The organism is Pseudomonas lundensis (genome assembly GCF_002269125.1).
In the GTDB taxonomy this organism is placed as follows: Bacteria; Pseudomonadota; Gammaproteobacteria; order Pseudomonadales; family Pseudomonadaceae; genus Aquipseudomonas; species Aquipseudomonas lundensis_A.
This window is the reverse complement of record NZ_NQKI01000024.1, coordinates 57,824-80,118: the sequence shown is the minus strand read 5'-3', so window position 1 is coordinate 80,118 and position 22,295 is coordinate 57,824. Positions and strand designations below refer to the sequence as shown.

Annotated in this window: 13 protein-coding genes; 9 read left to right on the top strand and 4 right to left on the bottom strand. The window is 61.5% G+C overall.

Annotation, left to right across the window (positions count from 1 at the left end):
• Positions 1-83: 83 nt before the first annotated feature.
• The 4 genes from CJF39_RS15465 to pdxB all read left to right on the top strand — a co-directional run bounded on the left by CJF39_RS15465 (position 84) and on the right by pdxB (position 2,104).
• Entirely contained in the window at positions 84-461 is a 378-nt protein-coding gene (locus CJF39_RS15465; protein ID WP_212555984.1) for a hypothetical protein, read from the top strand.
• Positions 458-595, top strand: coding sequence for a hypothetical protein (locus CJF39_RS23560; RefSeq protein WP_349290211.1), 138 nt, complete (start codon positions 458-460; stop codon positions 593-595). The genes CJF39_RS15465 and CJF39_RS23560 overlap by 4 nt, the downstream gene beginning before the upstream one ends.
• A gap of 5 nt (positions 596-600) precedes the next feature.
• Complete coding sequence (locus tag CJF39_RS15460) at positions 601-858, top strand: bacteriocin immunity protein (protein WP_094994197.1); 258 nt, start codon at positions 601-603, stop codon at positions 856-858.
• Between the two features lie 103 nt (positions 859-961).
• Positions 962-2,104 carry a 4-phosphoerythronate dehydrogenase PdxB gene (gene pdxB / locus CJF39_RS15455; protein ID WP_094994196.1) on the top strand — a complete coding sequence of 381 codons (1,143 nt, stop codon included), beginning with the start codon at positions 962-964 and terminating at the stop codon, positions 2,102-2,104.
• A 52-nt stretch (positions 2,105-2,156) separates the two neighbouring features.
• Here pdxB and CJF39_RS23070 read toward each other — a convergent pair whose 3' ends face one another.
• Positions 2,157-2,333 carry a PA1571 family protein gene (locus CJF39_RS23070; protein WP_169964308.1) on the bottom strand — a complete coding sequence of 59 codons (177 nt, stop codon included), beginning with the start codon at positions 2,331-2,333 and terminating at the stop codon, positions 2,157-2,159.
• A 255-nt stretch (positions 2,334-2,588) separates the two neighbouring features.
• On the opposite strand from CJF39_RS23070, the gene CJF39_RS15450 reads away from it, so the two are divergent.
• Positions 2,589-4,346 (top strand): ABC transporter transmembrane domain-containing protein, encoded by a 1,758-nt coding sequence (locus tag CJF39_RS15450; RefSeq protein WP_094994195.1) that lies wholly within the window; start codon positions 2,589-2,591, stop codon positions 4,344-4,346.
• A gap of 115 nt (positions 4,347-4,461) precedes the next feature.
• Here CJF39_RS15450 and CJF39_RS15445 read toward each other — a convergent pair whose 3' ends face one another.
• Positions 4,462-4,743, bottom strand: a complete 282-nt coding sequence (locus tag CJF39_RS15445; protein ID WP_047292885.1) for a pyrimidine/purine nucleoside phosphorylase — start codon at positions 4,741-4,743, stop codon at positions 4,462-4,464.
• Positions 4,744-4,822: 79 nt separating this feature from the next.
• A complete protein-coding gene (locus CJF39_RS15440; RefSeq protein ID WP_094994194.1) occupies positions 4,823-5,365 on the bottom strand; it encodes an exonuclease domain-containing protein in 543 nt (180 codons plus the stop codon).
• Positions 5,366-5,615: 250 nt separating this feature from the next.
• On the opposite strand from CJF39_RS15440, the gene CJF39_RS15435 reads away from it, so the two are divergent.
• A complete protein-coding gene (locus CJF39_RS15435) occupies positions 5,616-6,377 on the top strand; it encodes a substrate-binding periplasmic protein (protein WP_249275372.1) in 762 nt (253 codons plus the stop codon).
• Positions 6,378-6,438: 61 nt separating this feature from the next.
• Entirely contained in the window at positions 6,439-7,440 is a 1,002-nt protein-coding gene (locus CJF39_RS15430) for a GNAT family N-acetyltransferase (protein ID WP_094994192.1), read from the top strand.
• Positions 7,441-7,493: 53 nt separating this feature from the next.
• Here CJF39_RS15430 and CJF39_RS15425 read toward each other — a convergent pair whose 3' ends face one another.
• A complete protein-coding gene (locus CJF39_RS15425; RefSeq protein WP_094994202.1) occupies positions 7,494-8,042 on the bottom strand; it encodes an RNA polymerase factor sigma-70 in 549 nt (182 codons plus the stop codon).
• 368 nt (positions 8,043-8,410) lie between these two features.
• Here CJF39_RS15425 and CJF39_RS15420 point away from each other — a divergent pair, with 368 nt between their 5' ends.
• The gene (locus CJF39_RS15420) at positions 8,411-9,169 is read left to right on the top strand and encodes a thioesterase II family protein (RefSeq protein WP_094994191.1); all 759 of its coding nucleotides are present in this window, start codon (positions 8,411-8,413) and stop codon (positions 9,167-9,169) included.
• A 112-nt stretch (positions 9,170-9,281) separates the two neighbouring features.
• Entirely contained in the window at positions 9,282-22,274 is a 12,993-nt protein-coding gene (locus CJF39_RS15415) for a non-ribosomal peptide synthetase (RefSeq protein WP_094994190.1), read from the top strand.
• The last annotated feature ends 21 nt before the right edge of the window (positions 22,275-22,295 follow it).

Below are 22,295 nucleotides of genomic sequence, written 5' to 3'. Positions count from 1 at the left end.
GGTAGCGGTTCTTGCCATGGTTCACCTCGTTGCAGTTTATCGCTTAACGGGGTGTCCACTCGTGCTGGGCAAGATCAGACCGCTTGTTCAAGCATCCCAAACAGCAAGAGCAGTCAGTCGTTGGCTGTACTTTTACAAAGCCCTGCAAACTGCCTGATGGTACGTTTAATTACGTTAGTTCTTCCGGCGCGATTCCCACCGGTACGGTTAAAGAGTATGGCGAATTCGCGTTGCTCGGCGGTCGTGAAACGGACGCCAACGGCAACATCAAACTAAAAAAATCAGCGGCAGTGCCTTACCCTCTGAACCCGGCAGCCTCTTGCTCGGCGCAACGGCCATGGCCTCTGCTGGTGCTTCATGTGGAGGTCTTTGCACCGCAGGAGCTGGCACGGCGACAGGAACAGGCGTTGTTAACAATATCAAAAGACTTTCCAAGGGATTATCGCCCACGACCCGTGTGAAAGATCAGCTCGGAAAACGGATATCTTTTGAACTTCATCACATAGATACAGTTGCAGATGGCGGTGCTGTTTACGGCTTGGACAACCTCCGTGTAAACACACCCAGGAATCACGTTGATATTCATAGGCGCTAACGCTAATGGAGCTGAAAAAAAAGCTTTCTGATTACACCGAGCCTGAGTTCAGGCAGATGATTCAGCGCATTAAAAATTGTGACGGCGATGAGGCGTTTCAGAACGAGTTGATTGCTCACCTGAATATTATTGCCTTGGAGGCTGGTGGCTCTGACTTGATTTATTACCCCGAAGAAGGTGCTGATAACTCTGCCGAAGGCATTACGCAAACCGTCAAAACGTGGCGTGCAGCCAATGGTCTGCCGGGTTTTAAAGACGTCTGAGTGTAAAGAACCCGGGGCTATTCACTGAGCATCGGACGTCACGCCTTGCTGGCCCATTGTGTACAACAACGCCTACACTGCTGCTCCGCCAAAGGAGCCTGCCATGTTGATTGTTGCTGATGAAAATATTCCGCTGATCGAAGCGTTTTTTGCCTCATTCGGTGAAATACGCCGCTTGCCCGGGCGCCAGATTACCCGCGCCGACGTGCATGACGCCGATGTGCTGCTGGTCCGCTCCGTCACCCGGGTCGACCGTGAGCTGCTGGAAGGCAGCGCCGTTCGATTTGTCGGTACCTGCACCATCGGCACCGATCACTTGGCCCTGGACTACTTCGAGCAGGCTGGCATTCAGTGGTCCAGCGCCCCCGGTTGCAACGCCCGCGGCGTGGTGGACTACGTCCTCGGCAGCCTATTGACACTCGCAGACATCGAAGGAGCCGACCTTGCTCAGCGCACGTATGGTGTGATCGGTGCGGGTGAGGTGGGCGGTCGTCTGGTTCGCGTGTTGCGTGATCTGGGCTGGAACGTGCGGGTGTGTGACCCCCTGCGTCAGGCGGCTGAAGGCGCAGGTTACGTCAGCCTGGAGCAGATCATCGAACAGTGTGACGTCATCAGCCTGCACACGCCGTTAAGCAAAAACGGCGAATTCGCGACCTGGCATTTATTGGATGAGGCCCGGTTGAACCGGCTCAAGCCCGGCACCTGGCTGATCAACGCCAGCCGTGGCCCGGTGGTGGACAATGCCGCGCTGCGCAAGGTGCTGAACGCCCGTGAAGACCTGCAGGCTGTATTGGACGTGTGGGAAGGTGAGCCGCAGGTCGACGTTGAATTGGCGGACTTGTGCGTACTGGCCACGCCGCACATCGCCGGATACAGCCTGGATGGCAAACAGCGCGGCACGGCGCAAATCTATGAGGCACTGTGCGATTTCCTCGGCCAGGCGCCACAGGTGCAGTTGGCCGATTTGTTGCCCGCGCCGTGGTTGGCCAGGGTTGAACTGAGTGCCAACAGTGATCAGGCGTGGGCGTTGGCCATGCTGTGCCGTGGCGTCTACGATCCGCGCCGGGACGACGCCGATTTTCGACGTACTCTGACGGGCTCGGGTGACCAGCAAAAGCTGGCGTTTGATGCCTTGCGCAAGCTTTACCCGGTGCGCCGTGAAATCGAAGGGCTCACCGTGCACATCGAAGGGCATAATCCCGCGTTGACTACAATGGCCGCCGCCCTGGGCTGTGTGGTGGTTTAACCGGCCATAAAAAAACCGGCCACAGAGGCCGGTTTTCAAAAGACGGGGTCTATCAGTTTTTGTGCTCGGGTGTAACCAGGCGTTTATCCAGCTCTTCGCATGCCTGTTGAATCATTGCTTCGGTGATGTCGACTTCTTTGCCCTGCGCATCAATGATTGCGCACCCCAGTGACTGGTTGGGCTGAGTACGAATCACCGGTACTGATTGAGCATTGTGTTGCAAATCCATGGCCTGTCTCCTCATCAGGGTGTAGCGCTAATGTAGTTCCATTTAGTGACCAAGCTGTGACAACCCTTGGCGGCCATTTACTCAAACAGAAATATCCTGAAACTTCCAGTCTCACCTTAGAACAATCCGACCTAGGGTTCAGGTGAGCAGGTCATATTCAAAACGAGTGAGAAAGGTTTACATCAAAGCCTGTTTTTTCGTTGTAGGCTGTGGACTGCCCAGATGGGGCATTACTGGTTTATTCGGGTGTTCTGAATGCTTTCTTCTCGTCATCGCCGTGCGCTTCGTCTGGCGACTCATTTTGTAGCGCCTTATCGCTGGCACACCGTCGGCGCCTTGCTGGCATTGATTGTGACGGCCGGCATCACGCTGTCGATGGGTCAGGGCATTCGTCTGCTGGTGGACAAAGGTTTTATGACTCAGTCCCCGCACTTGCTCAATCAATCCATCGGCGTGTTCCTGCTCTTGGTGCTGGCGCTGTCCGTGGGCACGTTTGTGCGCTTTTATCTGGTGTCGTGGATCGGTGAACGGGTGGTGGCCGACATCCGGCGTCAGGTGTTCAACCACCTGATTGACCTGCACCCCGGTTTTTATGAAAACAACCGCAGTTCGGAAATCCAGTCGCGGCTCACGGCGGACACCACGTTGCTGCAATCGGTGATTGGCTCTTCGCTGTCATTGTTCTTGCGCAACAGCCTGATGGTGATCGGGGGCATCGTGTTGTTGTTCATCACCAACCCCAAGCTCACCAGCATCGTGGTCGTGGCTTTACCGCTGGTGCTGGCGCCGATTCTGATTTTCGGACGCCGGGTGCGCAGCCTGTCGCGTCAAAGCCAGGACCGGATTGCCGATGTCGGCAGCTATGTGTCCGAAGCGCTGGGGCAAATCAAAACCGTCCAGGCTTACAACCATCAACAGCAGGACCGGCAGCGCTTTGCACACACGGTCGAACAGGCTTTCGCCACCGCGCGCAAGCGTATCGTACAGCGTGCCTGGCTGATTACCTTGGTGATCCTGCTGGTGCTGGGCGCAGTCGGGGTAATGTTGTGGGTGGGCGGCATGGACGTGATTGCCGGGCGCATCACCGGCGGCGAACTGGCGGCCTTCGTGTTTTACAGCCTGATAGTGGGCAGCGCGTTTGGCACGTTGAGTGAGGTCATCGGTGAGTTGCAGCGAGCGGCCGGGGCCGCAGAGCGAATTGCCGAGTTGTTGCAATCCAAAAGCCTGATCTCGGCGCCGGTCGGCGGGTTGCTGACATTGCCCGATCGGGTGGCGGGCAATTTGCACCTGCAGGGCGTGTCGTTTGCCTATCCCTCGCGCCCGGAACGCTTTGCCCTTGAAGACCTCACACTGACCGTCAATGCAGGCGAGACGCTGGCGCTGGTCGGGCCGTCGGGGGCGGGCAAGTCGACGTTGTTCGATTTGCTGTTGCGCTTTTACGACCCGCAGCACGGTCAGATCCTGCTGGACGGGCTGCCCATCACGCAACTGGACCCGCAGGACGTGCGCCGCTGCTTCGCGTTGGTGTCGCAAAGCCCGGCGCTGTTCTTTGGCTCGGTGGAAGACAACATCCGCTACGGCAATCCCGGTGCCACGCTGGAACAGGTTGAAGCGGCGGCACGCATTGCCCATGCCCATGACTTCATTTTGCAAATGCCCGACGGTTACAGCACCCATTTGGGGGAAGGCGGACTGGGGTTGTCCGGCGGCCAGCGTCAGCGGTTGGCGATTGCCCGTGCGCTGTTGGTGGATGCGCCGATCCTGTTGCTGGATGAGGCCACCAGCGCGCTGGATGCCCAGAGCGAACACTTGATACAGCAAGCCTTGCCCAGCCTGATGTCAGGCCGAACCACGCTGGTGATCGCCCATCGGCTGGCCACCGTCCAAAATGCCGACCGCATTGCGGTGATGGATCAGGGCAAGTTGATAGCAATCGGCACCCACGCGCATCTGATTGCCACTAACCCGCTGTATGCGCGGTTGGCAGCGTTGCAGTTCAATGTGCAGGGGTGAGTGACTGAAGGGGGGCTGAGAGAGCAGATTGCTTTGCAATTGTTCACAGCCTGCGCCAGCGACTGCGCGGGCTGGATGCCCCGCAATCGCTGGTGAGGTGGGCGTCAGATGCCCGTTAGCGGTATTCGCACAGGTAGGCGGTTTCAACCACGACCTTGAGCTGGAACTTGCTATTGGCCGGTACGTTGAACTGGCTACCGGTTTTAAACGTTTCGAAGACCTCGCTGCCCGGCAATTTGACGTTCAGCTCACCCGACACCACGTGCATGATTTCACGCTCGGCAGTGCCGAATTCGTATTCGCCCGGGGCCATGACGCCGATAGTGGCCTTGCCTTCGGCTTGCGTGAAGGCAATCGACTTGACGGTGCCGTCGAAGTATTCGTTGACTTTAAACATGGCGATTCCTCGGAATGGGCTTAAAAAGGCTGGCCAGTATGCAGAAGCCGATTTATCCCGTCACGCCCTTTTAAGGGCACTAATCGGCAAGAATCAGCGGCAGTAAACGTGCGGTATTTCGCGCATCTTCCAGCGCCCGGTGCTGCTGTCCGTGAAACTGCATGCCCGCCAGTTGCAGGGCGCTGTTGAGCCCTAATGCCCGCTTCAAATGGCGTGCGTGCGCGAATTGCTGTTTAAGGTTGTGGTGCGGCAGTCGGGCTAACGCACTGTTCAACTGTTTTTGCTGCCATTCTTGCTGCAGTTGTTTGCGGTCGTAGTCGCCCCAGCTGGCCCAGGCTTCAAGGTGGGGCAGGTGCTGGCCCAGCCAGCGCTCAAACTGTTCCCAAACCTGCGTCATTGGCGCGGCGGTGTCGATATTGGCCTGGGTAATGCGCGTCAGCTGGCGACAAAAAGGGGTCAGTAAAGGGCGGCGCACGGGGCGAATGAAACGTTGAAAATGGTCAACCTCACGTCCCGAACGGGTGACGATACTGGCACCGATTTCAATTACCTCCATTTCCTCCAGAGGCCAGCCGCCGTCGTCGGTGGTGGCTTCCAGATCAATTACCAGCCAGTGAGGCATGTGCGGCTTCCTTAAACAGCATCGGTGTCGAGCATTGGAGCGTAGCCAAAGCGTTGAGATCCGCCTAGGCTCTATTTTGTGTGGGCCAGCCAAGGGCTTCCTTGATAGGCTACGCGGGTTTGTATTGCCATCGCGCCCGATCTCAGGTCGTGTGCAGAACAATAAGTTCCAGCCAAAAGCGTAACCAGAGGTATACGGTTTGAAGTGTCTGCCAGTTCGGATGGCTCACAGCATAGTGCTTGTCTTTGGCATGACGGTCTTGACGCCCGTGTGGGCAATTCAGGAAGTCAGGGTCGGCGCTGCTCACTTCCCGCCGTACACCGTGCGTCCCGAAAGTGGCGTCGACACAGGCTTGTTGCCGCAATTGCTCGATGCCCTCAACCAGCTGCAAAACGACTACCGTTTTGTGCCGGTGCCCAGTTCAATTCCCCGTCGTTTCCGCGACTTCGATCAGGGGCGGGTCGATGTGGTGATGTTTGAAAACCCGGCCTGGGGCTGGCAGGACATCGCCTACAGCGCGGTCGACATGGGCCTTGAAGATGCCGAAGTGTTTGTCGCCAGGCAACAGCCGGACCGGCAGCAAAATTACTTCGACGATTTGACCGATAAGCGACTTGCGCTGTTTAGCGGCTACCACTATGCGTTTGCCGGGTTCGACCCATCGCCCAGATACCTGGCGCAGCATTTCAATGCCACGCTCACGTATTCCCACGAAAGTAACCTGCTGATGGTGCTGCGTGGCCGGGTCGATGTGGCGTTAATTACCCGCTCCAACCTCACCGAGTTGCTAGCCCGTAACCCGAAGATCAAGGCACAGGTGCTGGTGTCCGAGCGCATTGACCAGATCTACCACCACTACGCCTTGCTGCGGCCCCAAGCGCCGATCACCGCCCCGCAGTTGGCCGCGATGTTGCAGCAACTGCGTGATAACGGCCGGATCAAGGCGATCTTTGAGCCTTATCAGGTAGCGCTGGTGCCCATGCGTCGGCCACTGGCCGAGGTCTTGCCCTAAATTCTGCGGGCCGGCTAACGTCAAACAGCCTGACTGTTGACGCTAACCGTGAGCCCAAGCCATGACTTTTGAGTTTCTGTTTCAACCTCGCTGGCGCGATCTGAGCGCCGACCTGACTGACACCCGCCTTAGCCTATCTCTGGGGCAGCACCCGCTGATCGATCTGCGCCTGGAGCGTGGCGACACCCTTGAACTGCACCTGCAAGACGATCAGCCCGGCGCCTCGGCGCAAGGCGTATGGGCGGCCTGTTACTGGTTGTTTGCCAGTGACCCTGCCTGTGAGCAATTGACCTGGCAGCTGGATCAGCCTCCGTCGGCGGCATTGCGCAGCGGGTTGTTGCGCGCCACCGATCGTGCCGGTCACTACCACTGCCTGCGCAGCCTGTTCTGGCAACTGCCGCACCCCTGGACCGGCGAAACGGCCGTGGCGGCGTATCCGCAGCATATGGTCATCAGCGAAGGCAAACGTCATCCACTGCGTGCACCCAAACCGGTGGGCGAGGTGTACCGCCGGTTTGATGCGCGGTTGGGCAGCTGGATTTCCCTGCGTACGCTGGATATCGAGGCCGACCTTGAACGCTTCAACCGCTGGCAGAACACGCCCCGGGTTATGGCGTTCTGGGAGGAAGGGGGCACCCTGGAGCGCCATCGCCAGTTTCTCGACACCCTGGCCGCTGACCCGCACACCCTGACCCTGATTGGCTGCATGGATGACGAGCCGTTTGCGTATTTCGAAGCGTACTGGGCGAAAGAGGACCGTATCGCGCCGTTTTATGACGTGGACGATTATGACCGGGGTATTCACATGCTGGTGGGGGAGCACGCGCATCGCGGGCCGCACAAAGTCGCCTGTTGGCTGTCGGCGCTGACCCACTACTTGTTTCTGGACGATCCGCGCACTCAGCGCGTGGTGGCCGAGCCGCGTGCCGACAACGCAAAAATGATCGGCTACATGCAGTCTCAGGGGTTTCACTGCGAGAAAACATTCAACTTCCCGCACAAGCGTGCGGCGCTGATGATGCAAAGCCGCGAGCGTTTCTTCGAAGATTGCGAACTGGTCTAGAGGCTGACCGGGACTTGCAGGGGCGGGTGCGCACCTGCAAGAGGCAATGATGCTCAGCGGCGCGCAAAGGTATCGCGCTGGGTGCCCGAAACCTTGCGGCAGTGGATCAGGGCGTCGCGGATCATGAAGTTCACCAGCGTGGGTGATACCCCCAGCTCCTTGGCAATGTCCTTTTGTTGCACCCCGTGCAAACGGTACATCTCGAAGGCATAGCGCGTACGGCTTGGCAGTTCGGTCAGGGCGTGGGCAATGTTTTCCAGGGTTGAAAAGTTGATGTGCGACGTTTCGGGCGATGCCCCCTGGATGACCACATTCAAGCCTTCCTCTTCCGTGCCGGCGTATTTCTGTTCCAGCGCCTGCTTGCGGTAATGATCGATCGCCAGGTTACGCACGATCTGAAACAGGTAACTCAATTGCGCCTTGAACGATGAGGTGATGTGCGGCGCAGATTGCAAACGGAAGAAGGCGTCTTGCACCACATCTTCAGCCCTGGACCGACACCCGGTGATGCGCGCTGCGATCTTGACCAGGATGAGTCGGTTATCAACAAAGGCTTGAAGTAAGGGTGAATCGCACCTGCTTGTGGACACTTGTTCCGTCATGGAAATCACCTGTTGCAATTGAAAAAGTGCGGGCGGCTTGAACAAGCCGCGTCCTACACAGCTGGCAACAAATTAGGTTGAATGATAATGATTGTCAATTGAGAAAGAGAATTAATGAAGCCGCGCGCTCAACTTTGAGATACGCCTCACATCACGCAGCATCCGCTCAACTATGCCGCCTCCTGTGCGACTAATTCTTTGCGTTGGCCAACCGTTCTCTATGCACATGGGCCGGGTTGAGAGCTGGCCACGTAATGGCTCGGACAGGAGGGCGAGATGGCAATAGACCGTAAGCACGTAGCGCATGCAGAGGGCGCTCCCGCGTACCTTCTGCGCAGCTTTCAGGCGTTATGCAATGGCGCTGGGCGATGAGTGAAGTGATCAAAATGCGCCTGTTTTGCCTGCCGCACTCGGGCGCCAGTGCCATGGCCTACAGCCGCTGGCGACGTTCATTACCTGAATGGCTGCATGTGCGCCCGCTGGAATTGCCGGGGCGTGGCATGCGCATGGATGAACCGCTGCAACGTGATATCCAGCGTCTGGCCCATCAGTTGGCCGACGAAATCAGCACCGAGCTGGACCGGCCGTTTGCCATTTTTGGCCACAGCCTCGGCGGGTTGCTGGCCTTCGAACTGGTGCATGCCTTGCGTGACCGCGGCCTGCCAGAGCCGCTGGCCCTGTTCGCGTCGGCCACTGCGGGCCCGGCCCGGCGCGATGTCAGCGAATACGCGGTGGCCAAGTCCGATGAACAACTGCTCGCGCGCTTGCGTGAGTTGAAGGGCACCGACACCGCCGTACTGGCCAATACCGAGCTGATGCAATTGATGCTGCCCATCCTGCGCGCCGATTTTCTGCTGTGCGGCAGTTTCACCTATGGCCAGCGAACGCCACTCGCGTTGCCGATTCACGTCTTTGGCGGCAAGCAGGACAGCGTTCGCGCCGATCAACTGCTCGACTGGCAGGTTGACACCAACTGCCTGTTTTCCCTCGACATGTTTGAGGGGCATCACTTCTTTCTGGTGGAGCAGGAACAACCCTTGCTGCGTTGCCTGCGCCGCTATGCCGAAGAGCATCTGGCGCGCTGGCGCAACCTTCAGGCCCGGCAAATAGCCAGCGGCCACGTGTAAAGCGCAACCCCGGCTCCTCGTACTTCAAGCAGACCGATTTTTTTCAAGCCTGGAGCCTGTTGGCGTTTCGCTGTCACCGCGAAACCCTGTCGGCCCTCTACAGGAAACCCCCATGATGGACGCGTTCGAACTCCCCGGTACATTGGCTCAAGCCCTGCAACTGCGCGCAGCCCGCACCCCGGACCGCTTGGCTTTACGCTTTCTTGCCGACGATCCGCAGGGTGGCCAGGTGCTGAGCTATGGCGACCTGGACCGGCGCGCGCGGACCATCGCGGCGGCCTTGCAGGCCACGGCCGGGCCCGGGGATCGCGCCGTATTGTTGTTCCCCAGCGGGCCGGACTATGTGGCGGCATTTTTTGGCTGTTTGTATGCGGGCGTGATTGCAGTTCCGGCGTACCCGCCCGAATCGGCGCGCCGCCATCATCAGGAACGTTTGCTGTCGATTCTGGCGGACGCCCAACCCCGCGTCTTGCTCACCAGCAGCGACCTGCGCCAGCCGCTGATGCTCATGGACGCACTGAGCGCTACTGACGCGCCGCAGTTACTGTGCGTGGATGCGCTTGAAACCGGCCTTGCCCAGCCGTGGCAGCAGGTGAATGTGCAGCCCGATGACATTGCCTTTTTGCAATACACGTCAGGCTCCACCGCCTTGCCCAAGGGCGTGCAGGTGACGCACGGCAATCTGGTGGCCAACGAAGTGCTGATCCGTCGTGGCTTTGGCATCGACCTCAACCCGGACGATGTGATCGTCAGCTGGTTGCCGCTGTACCACGACATGGGCCTGATCGGCGGCCTGTTGCAGCCGATTTTCAGCGGCGTGCCGTGCGTGCTCATGTCACCGGCGTATTTTCTGACGCGCCCGCTGCGCTGGCTGGAAGCCATCAGCGAATACGGCGGGACCATCAGCGGCGGCCCCGATTTCGCCTATCGACTGTGCAGCGAGCGGGTCAGCGACAGTGCGAAGGCCGGCCTCGACTTGAGCCGTTGGCGCGTCGCGTACTCGGGCTCCGAACCGATCCGTCAGGACACCCTGGAACGCTTCGCTGAAAAATTCGCGCCCTGTGGCTTCAGTGCCAGCAGCTATTTCGCGTCGTATGGCCTGGCCGAGGCCACGCTGTTTGTGGCGGGTGGCCAGCGCGGGCAGGGCATTGCGGCGTTACGCCTGGACGAACAGGCGCTGGCAGAAAACCGCATCGTGGCCGGTGACGGCAGCGCGGTCATGAGTTGCGGCACCCAACAGCCGGATCACGCGGTCTTGATCGTCGAGCCCAACAGCCTGGCGGTATTGGCAGACGATTGCGTGGGCGAAGTCTGGGCCAGCGGCCCGAGCATTGCACACGGCTATTGGCGCAACCCTGAAGCCAGCGCCAACACCTTCGTTCAACTCGAAGGCCAGACCTGGCTGCGCACGGGCGATCTGGGCTTTATGCAAGGCGGTGAACTGTTTATCACCGGGCGCCTGAAAGACCTGCTGATCGTGCGCGGTCAAAACCTTTACCCGCAAGACATCGAAAAAACCATCGAGCGCGAAGTACAAGCCGTGCGCAAAGGCCGGGTGGCAGCGTTCGCGGTGAATGTCCAAGGCGAAGAGGGGATCGGCATTGCGGCCGAGATCAGCCGCAGCGTGCAAAAAATCCTCCCGCCCGACGCGCTGATCAACACCATCCGCCAGGCGGTGGCCGACGCCTGCCAGCAGGCGCCGAGTGTGGTGGTGCTGCTCAACCCCGGCGCCTTGCCCAAAACCTCCAGCGGCAAACTGCAACGTTCTGCCTGTGGTCATCGGCTGGCCGATGGCAGTCTCGACTGTTATGCGCAGTTCCCGTCCCGCGACGGTGCGCAGGTGGCCGAAGCGGTCGCAGCGCGCGGCTGCGCGCTGGAAGCGTTGATCGCGCGGGTCTGGTGCGAACACTTGCAGGTCGAGCACGTCACCGCCGACGACCATTTTTTCCTGTTGGGCGGCAACTCAATTCTGGCCACGCAGGTGATCGCTCGCTTGCGAGAAGCACTCAAGCTGGCCTTGAGCCTGCGTGCGTTGTTCGAAGCGCCGACACTGCGGGCGTTCGTCGCGCACATTGCAACGTTGCAAGGCACTGGGGACCTGGTGCCGGAAGCGATTAGCGTGTTATCGCGTGAACAAGGGTTGCCACAATCGTTGGCGCAAAACCGCCTGTGGTTCATGTGGCAACTGGACCCGACCAGTAGCGCCTACACCATCCCCGGTGCGCTGCGCTTGCGCGGTGAACTGGATGAGGTTGCGCTGAGCAGCAGTTTTGCGCAGTTGGTCGAGCGCCACGAAGCGTTGCGCACACGCTTTTACGAACAAGACGGGCAGGCGATGCAGCGTGTCGAGGAAGCCGGCGGTTTCGACCTGCACATCATTGACATCAGCGACGTGCCCGCCGCTGAGCGAGAGGCGCGTGCGCAGCAGATTCGCGAGCAAGAAGCCCGCACCCCATTCGATCTGGAGCATGGCCCATTGTTCCGGGTCATGCTGGTCAAGCTCGCCGCGCACGAACACCAACTGCTGCTGACCTTGCACCACATCATCGCGGATGGCTGGTCGCTGAACCTGCTGGTCGACGAATTCTCGCGATTGTACGCGGCAGCCTGCCTCGGGCAGTCGCTGGAACTCGCCCCTTTGGCCGTTCAATACGCCGACTACGGCAGTTGGCAGCGGCAATGGCTGGCGCAGGGCGAGGCCGGGCGCCAGCTCGAGTACTGGATCAAACAACTGGGCGACGAGCACCCGGTGCTGCGTCTGGCCACTGACCACCCACGGTCGGCTCGCACACTGTCCAGCGCTGCCCGCTATACGCTGACGCTGGATGCCGCCTTGAGTGACGCGGTGCGCTCGGCAGCCCACGGGCACAACACCACGCTGTTTATGTGGCTATTGGCGACATTTCAAACGTTGCTTTACCGCTACAGCGGCCAGCGTGACATTCGCATAGGCGTGCCCAGCGCGAACCGTCCGCGGCAGGAAACCCACGGTCTGATGGGGTTTTTTATCAATACGTTGGTGCTGCGGGCCGAGCTGGACGGGCGATTGCCGTTTAATGAACTGCTGGCGCACACCCGTAAGACCACGCTTGAAGCACAGGCACACCAGGACGTGCCGTTTGAACAGTTGATCGAAGCGCTGCCGCAGGCCCGTGAACAGGGGTTGTTCCAGGTCATGTTCAACCACCAGCAGCGCGATTCGGCGGCTTTGCGTCGACTGCCGGGGTTGCTGGCCGAAGAGCTGGACTGGCACAGCCGCGAAGCCAAGTTCGATGTGCAGTTGCAGACCGAAGAAGACCGGCAAGGGCGGCTGAAACTGTCGTTCGATTACGCTGACGAACTGTTCGAAGCCAGCACCATTTCGCGCTTGGCCGAGCATTACGTCAGCCTGCTGCGCCAAGTCAGCAACGCCCCGGCGCAGGCATTGGGCGACTTGCACCTGGTCACGGCCGAGCAATGCGCCGAGCAACAAGGTTGGGGCGCAGCGCCTTGCCCTGCGGCGTCTCAGTGGTTGCCGCAATGGCTGGAGCAGCAGGCACAGCAGACGCCCGACGCGCTGGCCCTCCTGTGGGACGGTGGCAGCCTCGACTTTGCCGAGCTGCATGCCCAGGCCAACCGGTTGGCCAATTACCTGCGTGACAAAGGGGTGGGGCCGGACGTGCCGGTGGCGATTGCGGTCGAGCGTTCAGCGCACCTGTTGATCGGCCTGTTGGCGATCATCAAGGCGGGCGGCGCCTACGTGCCGCTGGACCCGGACTACCCGCCAGAGCGTTTGGCTTACATGCTTGAAGACTGCGGCGCGGCATTGCTGCTGACTCAAAGCCCGTTACTGGCAGCCTTGCCGGTCGTGCAAGGCGTCAGCGTGATTGCGATGGACCTGCTCAAGCTCGACACCTGGCCCAGCCATGCGCCGGGCCTGCACCTGCACGGCGATAACCTCGCGTATGTGATTTACACCTCGGGGTCGACCGGCCTGCCCAAAGGCGTGGGCACTACCCATGCCGCGCTGAGTGAACGCCTGCACTGGATGCAGGCCACTTATGGGCTGCAAGCCGATGATGTGCTAATGCAAAAAGCGCCGATCAGTTTTGACGTGTCGGTGTGGGAATGTTTTTGGCCATTGGTGACCGGTTGCCAACTGGTAGTGGCCGGGCCCGGCGAGCACCGTGACCCGCAGCGCATTGCGCATTTGGTGCAGCAGTTTGGCGTCACCACGCTGCACTTTGTGCCGCCCCTGCTGCGTGTGTTTGTGGACGAGCCGCAAACCGTGCACTGCCGCAGTCTGCGCCGCGTGTTTTCCGGGGGCGAAGCGTTGCCGGCTGCGCTGCGGGACCGGGTGCTGGCGCGGTTGCCGAACGTGCAGTTACACAACCGTTACGGGCCGACTGAAACCACGATTAACGTCACCCATTGGGCCTGCAGCGTAGCCGACGGCGAACGTTCGCCCATCGGGCGGCCGCTGGGCAACGTGCTGTGCCGGGTGCTCGACAGCGAACTCAACCCGCTGCCTGCCGGGGTGCCGGGTGAGCTGTGCATTGGCGGTAGCGGCCTGGCGCGGGGTTACCAGCAGCGTCCCGGTTTGACCGCTGAACGGTTTATTGCCGACCCGCTGGGCGAGCCGGGTTCGCGTTTATACCGCACCGGCGATCAGGTGCGCTGGGGCGCACAGGGTGCGCTGGAATACCTCGGTCGGCTCGATCAGCAGGTCAAGGTGCGCGGGTTCCGGGTCGAACCGCAGGAGATCGAAGCGCGCTTGCTGGCGCAGCCCGGCGTGGCACACGCGGCGGTGTTGATTCGCGACACGGCCGCCGGGCCGCAGTTGATCGGGTACTTCACAACGCTTGAACATCACGCGGTCGATGGCCCGCAGCTCAGTGCCGCTCTGGCACGGGAACTGCCGGATTACATGGTGCCCGCGCAGCTCATACAGCTGGCGGCCATGCCCTTGAGCCCCAGCGGCAAGCTGGACGCGCGCGCCTTGCCGCAACCGCAATGGTGCGTGCGCGAACATGTCGAGCCAGACACCGCGCTGCAACAGCAGATTGCCGCCATCTGGCGCGACGTGTTGGGGCAGGCGCGCATCGGGCTGCGTGACGACTTCTTTGCCTTGGGCGGCCACTCCCTGCTGGCCACGCAAATCGTGTCGCGGGTACGTCAGGCCTGTGACGTCGAACTGGCGCTGCGCACGCTGTTTGAAGCCAGTGAGCTGGGCGCATTCGTGGACGCCGTGGCGCTGATTCAGTCAGCCGGTGCGCGCAACACGCAACTGCCGATTGAAACGGTCGATCGCAGCCAACCGGTGCCGTTGTCGTATTCCCAGCAGCGTATGTGGTTCCTCTGGCAGATGGAACCCGACAGCCCGGCTTACAACGTCGGCGGCATGGCGCGCCTTAAGGGTGTGCTCGATGTGGGCCGTTTTGAGGCAGCCTTGCAGGCACTGATCCTGCGTCACGAAACCCTGCGTACCACGTTCCCGAGCGTAGACGGCGTGGCCTGTCAGAAGGTGCACCGTGACGCTGGCATAAACATGGCCTGGCTCGACCTCAGCGCCCTGGATGAAGCCACCCGGCAGCAGCGTTTACAGGCGCTGGCCGACACCGAAGCGCATCGCCCGTTCGATCTGGAAACCGGGCCGTTGCTGCGGGCGTGCATGGTCAAGGCTGGGGAGCGCGAACACGACTTCGTGCTGACCTTGCACCACATCGTGACTGAAGGCTGGGCGATGGATATTTTCGCCCGCGAACTGGGCCAGCTCTATGAAGCTTTCCTCGATGACCGTTTATCGCCGCTGGCGCCGTTGGCCGTGCAGTACCTGGACTACAGCGTGTGGCAGCGGCAGTGGCTGGCGTCGGGCGAGCGTCAACGCCAACTCGATTACTGGATCGCCAAACTGGGGTATGAACACCCGCTGCTGGAGTTGCCGGGCGACCGCCCTCGGCCCCCGGTGCAGAGCCATCAGGGTGAGTTGTTCCGCTTTGACCTGAGTGATGAACTGGCGGCCCGCGTGCGTCGCTTCAATGCCGAGCACGGCCTGACGCTGTTCATGACCATGACCGCCACGTTGGCCGTGTTGCTCTATCGCTACAGCGGCCAGACCGACGTGCGCATCGGTGCGCCGGTGGCCAACCGCATTCGGCCCGAAAGTGAAGGGCTGATCGGCGCCTTCCTCAACACTCAGGTGCTGCGTTGCCAGCTCGACGCGCACATGCGTGTCGGTGAGTTGCTGGAACAGGTACGGCACACCGTGATTGAAGGTCAGTCCCATCAGGACTTGCCGTTCGATCACGTGGTCGAAGCCCTGCAACCGCCGCGCAGCGCGGCCTATAACCCGCTGTTTCAAGTGATGTGCAACGTTCAGCGCTGGGAATTCCAGCAGCGCCGCGAACTGGCGGGCATGACCGTCGAGTACCTGGCCAACGATGCGCGGGCCACCAAGTTTGACCTCAACCTGGAGGTGACCGACCTCGACCATCGGCTGGGGTGCTGCCTGACTTACAGCACGGACTTGTTTGATGAGCCGCGCATTGCCCGCATGGCCGCGCACTGGCGCACCCTGCTGGAGGCGTTGCTGGGTGATCCGCAACAGCGCTTGAGCGACTTGCCACTGATGCACACCGACGAGCTGCAACAACAGGGGCAGGCCATGGCTGCGCCAGCAGGCGATCACGCGCTGGACCTGTGCATTCACACGCTGTTTGCCGAACAAGCGCGCACGCGTCCCGAGGCCATCGCCTTGACCTTTGCCGGTCAACACATGCGTTATGGCGAGCTGGATAGCCGCGCCAACCGTCTGGCGTGGATGCTGCGTGAACGGGGCGTGGGCCCGCAGGTTCGCGTGGGGCTGGCGCTGGAGCGTTCACTGGAGATGGTGGTCGGTCTGCTGGCGATCCTCAAGGCCGGGGGCGCCTACGTCCCGTTGGACCCTGAATACCCGCTGGAGCGCTTGCATTACATGATCGAAGACAGCGGCATAGGCCTGCTGCTCAGCCACCGCGCGTTGTTTGACGCACTGGGGCCTTTGCCTCAAGGCGTGGCGCGCTGGTGTGCAGAGGAAGACGGCGCGCAACTGGCGGCGTACCCGGCAGCCGAGCTGCCACTGATTAGCCTGGCGCAGCATCAGGCTTACCTCATTTACACCTCCGGATCCACTGGCCAGCCTAAAGGTGTGGCGGTGTCCCACGGTGAAATCGCCATGCATTGCCGCGCGGTGATTGACACCTTCGGTATGCGCCCGGACGACTGTGAACTGCATTTTTATTCCATCAACTTTGATGCGGCGACCGAGCGCTTGCTGGTGCCGTTGCTCAGCGGTGCGCGGGTGGTGTTGCGCGCTCAGGGGCAGTGGGACGCTCAGGCAATTTGCCAGCTGATACGCGAGCAGCAGGTCAATATTTTGGGGTTCACCCCCAGCTATGGCAGCCAGCTGGCGCAGTGGCTGGCGACGCAGCAGCAGACCTTGCCGGTGCGCCTGTGCATCACGGGCGGCGAAGCCTTGACGGGTGAACATTTGCAACGCATTCGGGCCGCGTTCCAGCCGCAACAGTTTTTCAACGCCTATGGCCCAACAGAAACCGTGGTCATGCCGCTGGCCAGTCTGGCGCCCGAGCACTTGGAAGACGGGGCGGGCAGTGTGGCGATCGGCCGGGCGATCGGCGCCCGCGTGGCGTACATCCTCGACGCCGGGCTGGCGCGGGTGCCGCAGGGCGCCATTGGCGAGCTGTACGTGGGAGGTGCCGGTTTGGCACAAGGCTATCACCAGCGCCCGGCCATGACCGCCGAACGCTTTGTGGCCGATCCGTTTTCTGACGAGGGCGGACGTCTGTACCGCACCGGCGATCGGGTGCGCCAACGCGCCGACGGGCTGGTCGAGTACGTGGGGCGGGTCGACCATCAGGTCAAAATCCGGGGTTTCCGCATCGAGCTGGGGGAAATCGAAAGTCGCCTGCTGGAACACCCGGCCGTGCGCCAAGCGGTGGTGCTGGCGCTGGACATGCCCGGCGGCAAACAGTTGGCGGCGTACCTGGTGTGCGACGCAGCGCACCCGGAGGACGCGGCCTTGCGCGAAGTGCTGAAAGCCCGGCTCAAGGCGCAGTTGCCCGATTACATGGTGCCGACTCATATGATGCTGCTGGCCAACATGCCGCTGACCGCCAACGGCAAGTTGGACCGGCACGCCTTGCCGACCCCGGACCCTGAGCACAACCGTGCGCAGTACGTGGCCCCGAGCAACCCGCTGGAACAGCGCTTGGCGCAGGTCTGGTGTGATGTGCTGAACCTCGGGCAGGTCGGTCTCAATGACAACTTCTTTGAGTTGGGTGGCGACTCGATCCTGTCGATTCAGGTGGTCAGCCGGGCGCGGCAGCTGGGCATCCATTTCAGCCCGCGGGATTTGTTCCAGCATCAAACCGTGCACGCGTTGGCGAGCGTGGCCACCCGTTGCGAGCAGACCACCGCTGAGCAAGGACAGCTCACGGGCGAATCGGCGTTGACCCCGATCCAGCATTGGTTCTTCGATACCCCTATGCTGCACCGCGAGCATTGGAACCAGTCAGTGCTGTTGCAGCCGACCCTGCGCCTTGAACCCGAGCTGCTTGAACGGGCACTGGTGGCATTGCTGGTGCATCACGATGCCTTGCGCCTGGGTTTTGAGCACCGTGCCGGGCAATGGCGCGCCGAATACCGGGGCGATGCCGATCACGGTGTGTTGTGGCAGGCCGATGTGACTGACTGGCGCGCCAGCGAAGCACTGTTTGACGACGCCCAGCGCAGCCTCACGCTGGAGGACGGGCCATTGCTGCGCGCATTGCTGCTCAACGGGCCGCACGGTGAGCAGCGCGTGCTGCTGGTGATTCACCACGTGGCCGTCGACGGTGTGTCCTGGCGGGTGCTGCTGGACGACCTGCAAACGGTTTACCGCCAACTGGCGGCGCATCAACCCCTGAATTTGCCCGCCAAGACCAGCGCCTTCCGTGCCTGGGCCGAACGTTTGCAGGCCTATGCCAGCAGCGATGCGCTGCGCGAAGAGTTGGGGCAGTGGCAACGGCAACTTAACGGGCCACCGGTCGTGTTGCCGTGCGCCCGGCCGCAGGGCAGCAGGCAATACCTGCACGCGCAGACTGTCAGCGTACGGCTGGATGCCGAGCGTACCCGTCAATTGCTGCAACACGCGCCCGGCGCGTACCGCACGCAGGTCAATGACCTGTTGCTGACTGCGCTGGCACGGGTCATGTGCCGCTGGACGGGGCAACCCTCGACGTTGGTGCAACTGGAAGGCCACGGGCGTGAAACCCTGTTCGACGGTATCGACCTGAGCCGCACCGTGGGCTGGTTCACCAGTGCCTACCCGGTGCGCCTGACCCCGCCGCTGAGCGACGATCAGGGCGCTTCGATCAAGGCCATCAAGGAACACCTGCGCAGCGTGCCGCATAAGGGCCTGGGCTATGGCGTGCTGCGTTACCTGACCGACAGCGCGACCCGGCAGGCACTGGCCGCATTGCCGGAAGCGGCGGTGACGTTCAATTACCTGGGTCAGTTCGATCAGAGTTTTGCCAGCGATGGGTTGTTCCGGCCGCTGGATGAACCGGTCGGGGCGGCCCATGACCCGCAGGCGCCGTTGCCCAACGAGTTGAGCATCGACAGTCAGGTCTACGGCGGCGAGCTGCTGCTGCGCTGGACCTTCAGCGCTGACCGCTATGACACGACCACCGTGCAGTCGCTGGCGCAGGCCTACCTGCGCGAGCTTGAGGCGCTGATTGCGCATTGTGTGAGCGACGGTGCCGGGGGCCTGACGCCGTCGGACTTCCCGCTGGCCGCGCTCACTCAGGCGCAGTTGGACGCGCTGCCGGTGCCCGCCGAGTGCATCGAAGACGTGTACCCGATGACCCCCATGCAGGAAGGCATGCTGTTGCACACCTTGCTGGAGCCGGGCACCGGGTTGTATTACATGCAGGACCGCTACCGCATCAACAGTGTGCTGGACCCGCAACGTTTTGCCCGGGCCTGGCAAGCCGTGGTCGCACGGCATGAAGCGTTGCGTGCCTCCTTCTGCTGGAACGCCGGTGAGCACATGCTGCAAATCATTCATCGTCCCGGCGCCACCGCCGTGGACTATCAGGACTGGAGCGATGCGCCGCAGGAAGGCCACGAAGCGCGGCTGCAAGCGTTGCTCAAGCAAGAACGTGAAGCCGGTTTCGACTTGCTCAACCAGGCGCCGTTCCACCTGCGCCTGATTCGGGTCGGGGAGGCGCGCTACTGGTTCATGATGAGCAACCACCACATCCTGATCGATGCATGGTGCCGCTCATTGCTAATGAGCGATTTCTTCGAAATCTACAGCGCGCTAGGCGAGGACCGAGCGCCACAACTGGCGCTGGCGCCGCGCTACCGCGACTACATTGGCTGGTTGCAACAGCAAAACCTGCAACAGGCCAACCAATGGTGGCAGCGTAACTTGCAAGGCTTTGAACACACCACGTACATCCCGAGCGACCGTCCTTTCCTGCGCGAGCATGCAGGCGACAGCGGCGGCATGCTGGTGGGTGATTGCTATACCCGGCTTGAGGTGCAGGACGGCGTGCGGCTGAGGGAGCTGGCGCAACAGCATCAATTGACCATCAACACCTTTGCTCAGGCGGCCTGGGCATTGGTGCTGCGCCGGTTCAGCGGCGAGCGTGACGTGTTGTTCGGCGTCACTGTGGCCGGACGCCCGGTGGCGTTGCCGCAGATGCAGCAGACGGTCGGGTTGTTCATTAACAGCGTGGCCCTGCGGGTGCAGATGCCGGAGGACGGGCAGGCGCTGAGCGTGCGTCAATGGTTGAGCGATCTGCTGGCGCACAACATGGAGCTGCGCGAGTACGAATACTTGCCACTGGTGACGATTCAGGAGCGCAGTGAGCTGCCAAAGGGCCAGCCGCTGTTCGACAGTTTGTTCGTGTTCGAGAACGCGCCCGTGGACATGTCGGTCATGGACCGGGCGCAGCGCCTGAAGGCAACCTCGGACTCGGGCCGCACCCATACCAACTTCCCGCTGACAGCCGTGTGTTACCCCGGTGATGACTTGGGCCTGCACCTGTCCTATGACCAGCGCTACTTCGAGCGCAGCAGCGTCGAACGGTTGTTGGCGCACTTCAAGCGCCTGCTGTTGGCGTTGATGGACGGGCTGGAAGGGGACATGGCGCAGTTGCCCTTGCTGGACGACAGTGAGCGCGCCTTCCTGATCGACGGCTGCAACCAGAGCCAGTGCGACTACCCGCTGGAGCAGAGCTATGTCGCCTTGTTTGAAGCACAGGTGGCGGCGCACCCCGAGCGTATTGTGGCCACTTGTCTGGATGAGCAATGGCGCTACCGCGAGCTGAATACGGCCAGCAATCGCCTGGGGCATGCCCTGATCGCTGCCGGTGTGCGCCCAGACCAACCTGTGGCGTTGCTGGCTGAGCGCGGCTTGCCGTTGCTGGGCATGATTATCGGCAGCTTCAAGGCCGGGGCCGGTTATTTGCCGCTGGACCCGGGGCTGCCGGGTGCTCGTCTGAGCCGCATCCTTGACCTCAGCCGCGCGCCATTACTGGTGTGCACCCAAGCGTGCCGGGAACAGGCGCAAGGGTTGATCGACGACGCCGGGTGCCCGGTCCGTCCGCGCCTGCTGGTGTGGGAGGAGGTACAAGCCGCGGCGCTCGCTGAGCATAATCCGCAGGTTTATAGCCAGCCGGACCACCTCGCGTACGTCATCTACACCTCGGGCTCGACCGGTTTGCCCAAAGGCGTGATGGTGGAACAGCGCGGCATGCTCAACAACCAATTGAGTAAAGTGCCGTACCTGCAACTGACCGGGCGGGACGTGATTGCCCAGACCGCCTCGCAAAGCTTTGACATCTCGGTCTGGCAGTTCCTGGCCGCACCGTTGTTTGGTGCCCAGGTGGCTATCGTGCCGAACACCCTTGCCCATGACCCGCAGGCATTGTTGGCGCAGGTCACTGCGCAGCGCATCAGCGTGCTGGAAAGCGTGCCGTCGCTGATTCAGGGGATGCTGGCGCAGGAGCCCGTGCCGCTCGATAGTGTGCGCTGGATGTTGCCGACGGGTGAGGCGATGCCGCCCGAACTGGCCCAGCAATGGCTGGCGCGGTACCCGGGGATCGGGCTGGTCAACGCCTATGGTCCGGCTGAGTGTTCTGACGACGTGGCGTTCTTCCGTGTCGATCAGGCGTCGACCCAAGGCAGCTATTTGCCGATCGGCACGCCGACCGACAACAACCGTTTGTATGTGCTGGACAGCGCCTTGCAACTGGTGCCGCTGGGCGCCGTGGGCGAGTTGTGTGTGGCGGGCACCGGGGTGGGGCGCGGTTACGTGAGTGATCCGCTGCGCACCGCCACGGCTTTTGTGCCGAACCCGTATGGCGCGCCGGGTGAGCGGTTGTACCGCACCGGCGACCTGGCCCGTCGTCGCATGGACGGGGTGCTGGAATACGTGGGGCGCATCGACCATCAGGTAAAAATTCGCGGTTACCGTATCGAGCTGGGGGAAATTGAAGCGCGGCTGCATGAACAGCCGCATGTACGTGACGCAGCGGTTGGCGTGCAGGAGGGTGCCAATGGCAGGTACCTGGTGGGCTATTTGGTGGCCGCACCTTCGGCGCTGAGTCATGGCGAGCGTCTGGAGCACATCAAGCGACGTCTGCGTGCCGAACTGCCGGAGTACATGGTGCCGCTGCACTGGACGTGGCTGGAGGGGATGCCACTCAATGCCAACGGCAAGCTGGACCGCAAAGCGCTGCCCGCACTCGAGATCGGCCAACAGCCGCGCGAAGATTACGTGGCGCCGCGTACAGAACTGGAGCAGACCCTGGCCGATATTTGGGCTGAGGTGTTGCAGGTGGACCGGGTGGGGATCACCGACAACTTCTTCGAATTGGGCGGGCATTCGCTGCTGGCCACGCAAATTGCGTCACGGGTGCAGAAGGTGTTGCAACGTAACGTGCCATTGCGGGCGATGTTTGAGTGCAGTTGCGTACAGGCACTGGCGCAGTACATCCAGGGGCTGGAAGACAGCGAGATCAATGAAGAGAAGGTTGATCGTCTGAGTGACTTGATGGCGGAACTGGAAGGACTGTAATCAACGTTCAGGCCCGTGCGT

Excerpts from the sequence above, each read along its gene's own strand:
- CJF39_RS15460 (WP_094994197.1), top strand. The coding sequence starts at position 601 with ATGGAGCTGAAAAAAAAGCTTTCTGATTACACCGAGCCTGAGTTCAGG.
- pdxB (WP_094994196.1), top strand. The coding sequence starts at position 962 with ATGTTGATTGTTGCTGATGAAAATATTCCGCTGATCGAAGCGTTTTTT.
- CJF39_RS23070 (WP_169964308.1), bottom strand. The coding sequence starts at position 2,333 with ATGGATTTGCAACACAATGCTCAATCAGTACCGGTGATTCGTACTCAG.
- CJF39_RS15450 (WP_094994195.1), top strand. The coding sequence starts at position 2,589 with ATGCTTTCTTCTCGTCATCGCCGTGCGCTTCGTCTGGCGACTCATTTT.
- CJF39_RS15445 (WP_047292885.1), bottom strand. The coding sequence starts at position 4,743 with ATGTTTAAAGTCAACGAATACTTCGACGGCACCGTCAAGTCGATTGCC.
- CJF39_RS15440 (WP_094994194.1), bottom strand. The coding sequence starts at position 5,365 with ATGCCTCACTGGCTGGTAATTGATCTGGAAGCCACCACCGACGACGGC.
- CJF39_RS15435 (WP_249275372.1), top strand. The coding sequence starts at position 5,616 with ATGACGGTCTTGACGCCCGTGTGGGCAATTCAGGAAGTCAGGGTCGGC.
- CJF39_RS15430 (WP_094994192.1), top strand. The coding sequence starts at position 6,439 with ATGACTTTTGAGTTTCTGTTTCAACCTCGCTGGCGCGATCTGAGCGCC.
- CJF39_RS15425 (WP_094994202.1), bottom strand. The coding sequence starts at position 8,042 with ATGACGGAACAAGTGTCCACAAGCAGGTGCGATTCACCCTTACTTCAA.
- CJF39_RS15420 (WP_094994191.1), top strand. The coding sequence starts at position 8,411 with ATGAGTGAAGTGATCAAAATGCGCCTGTTTTGCCTGCCGCACTCGGGC.
- CJF39_RS15415 (WP_094994190.1), top strand. The coding sequence starts at position 9,282 with ATGATGGACGCGTTCGAACTCCCCGGTACATTGGCTCAAGCCCTGCAA.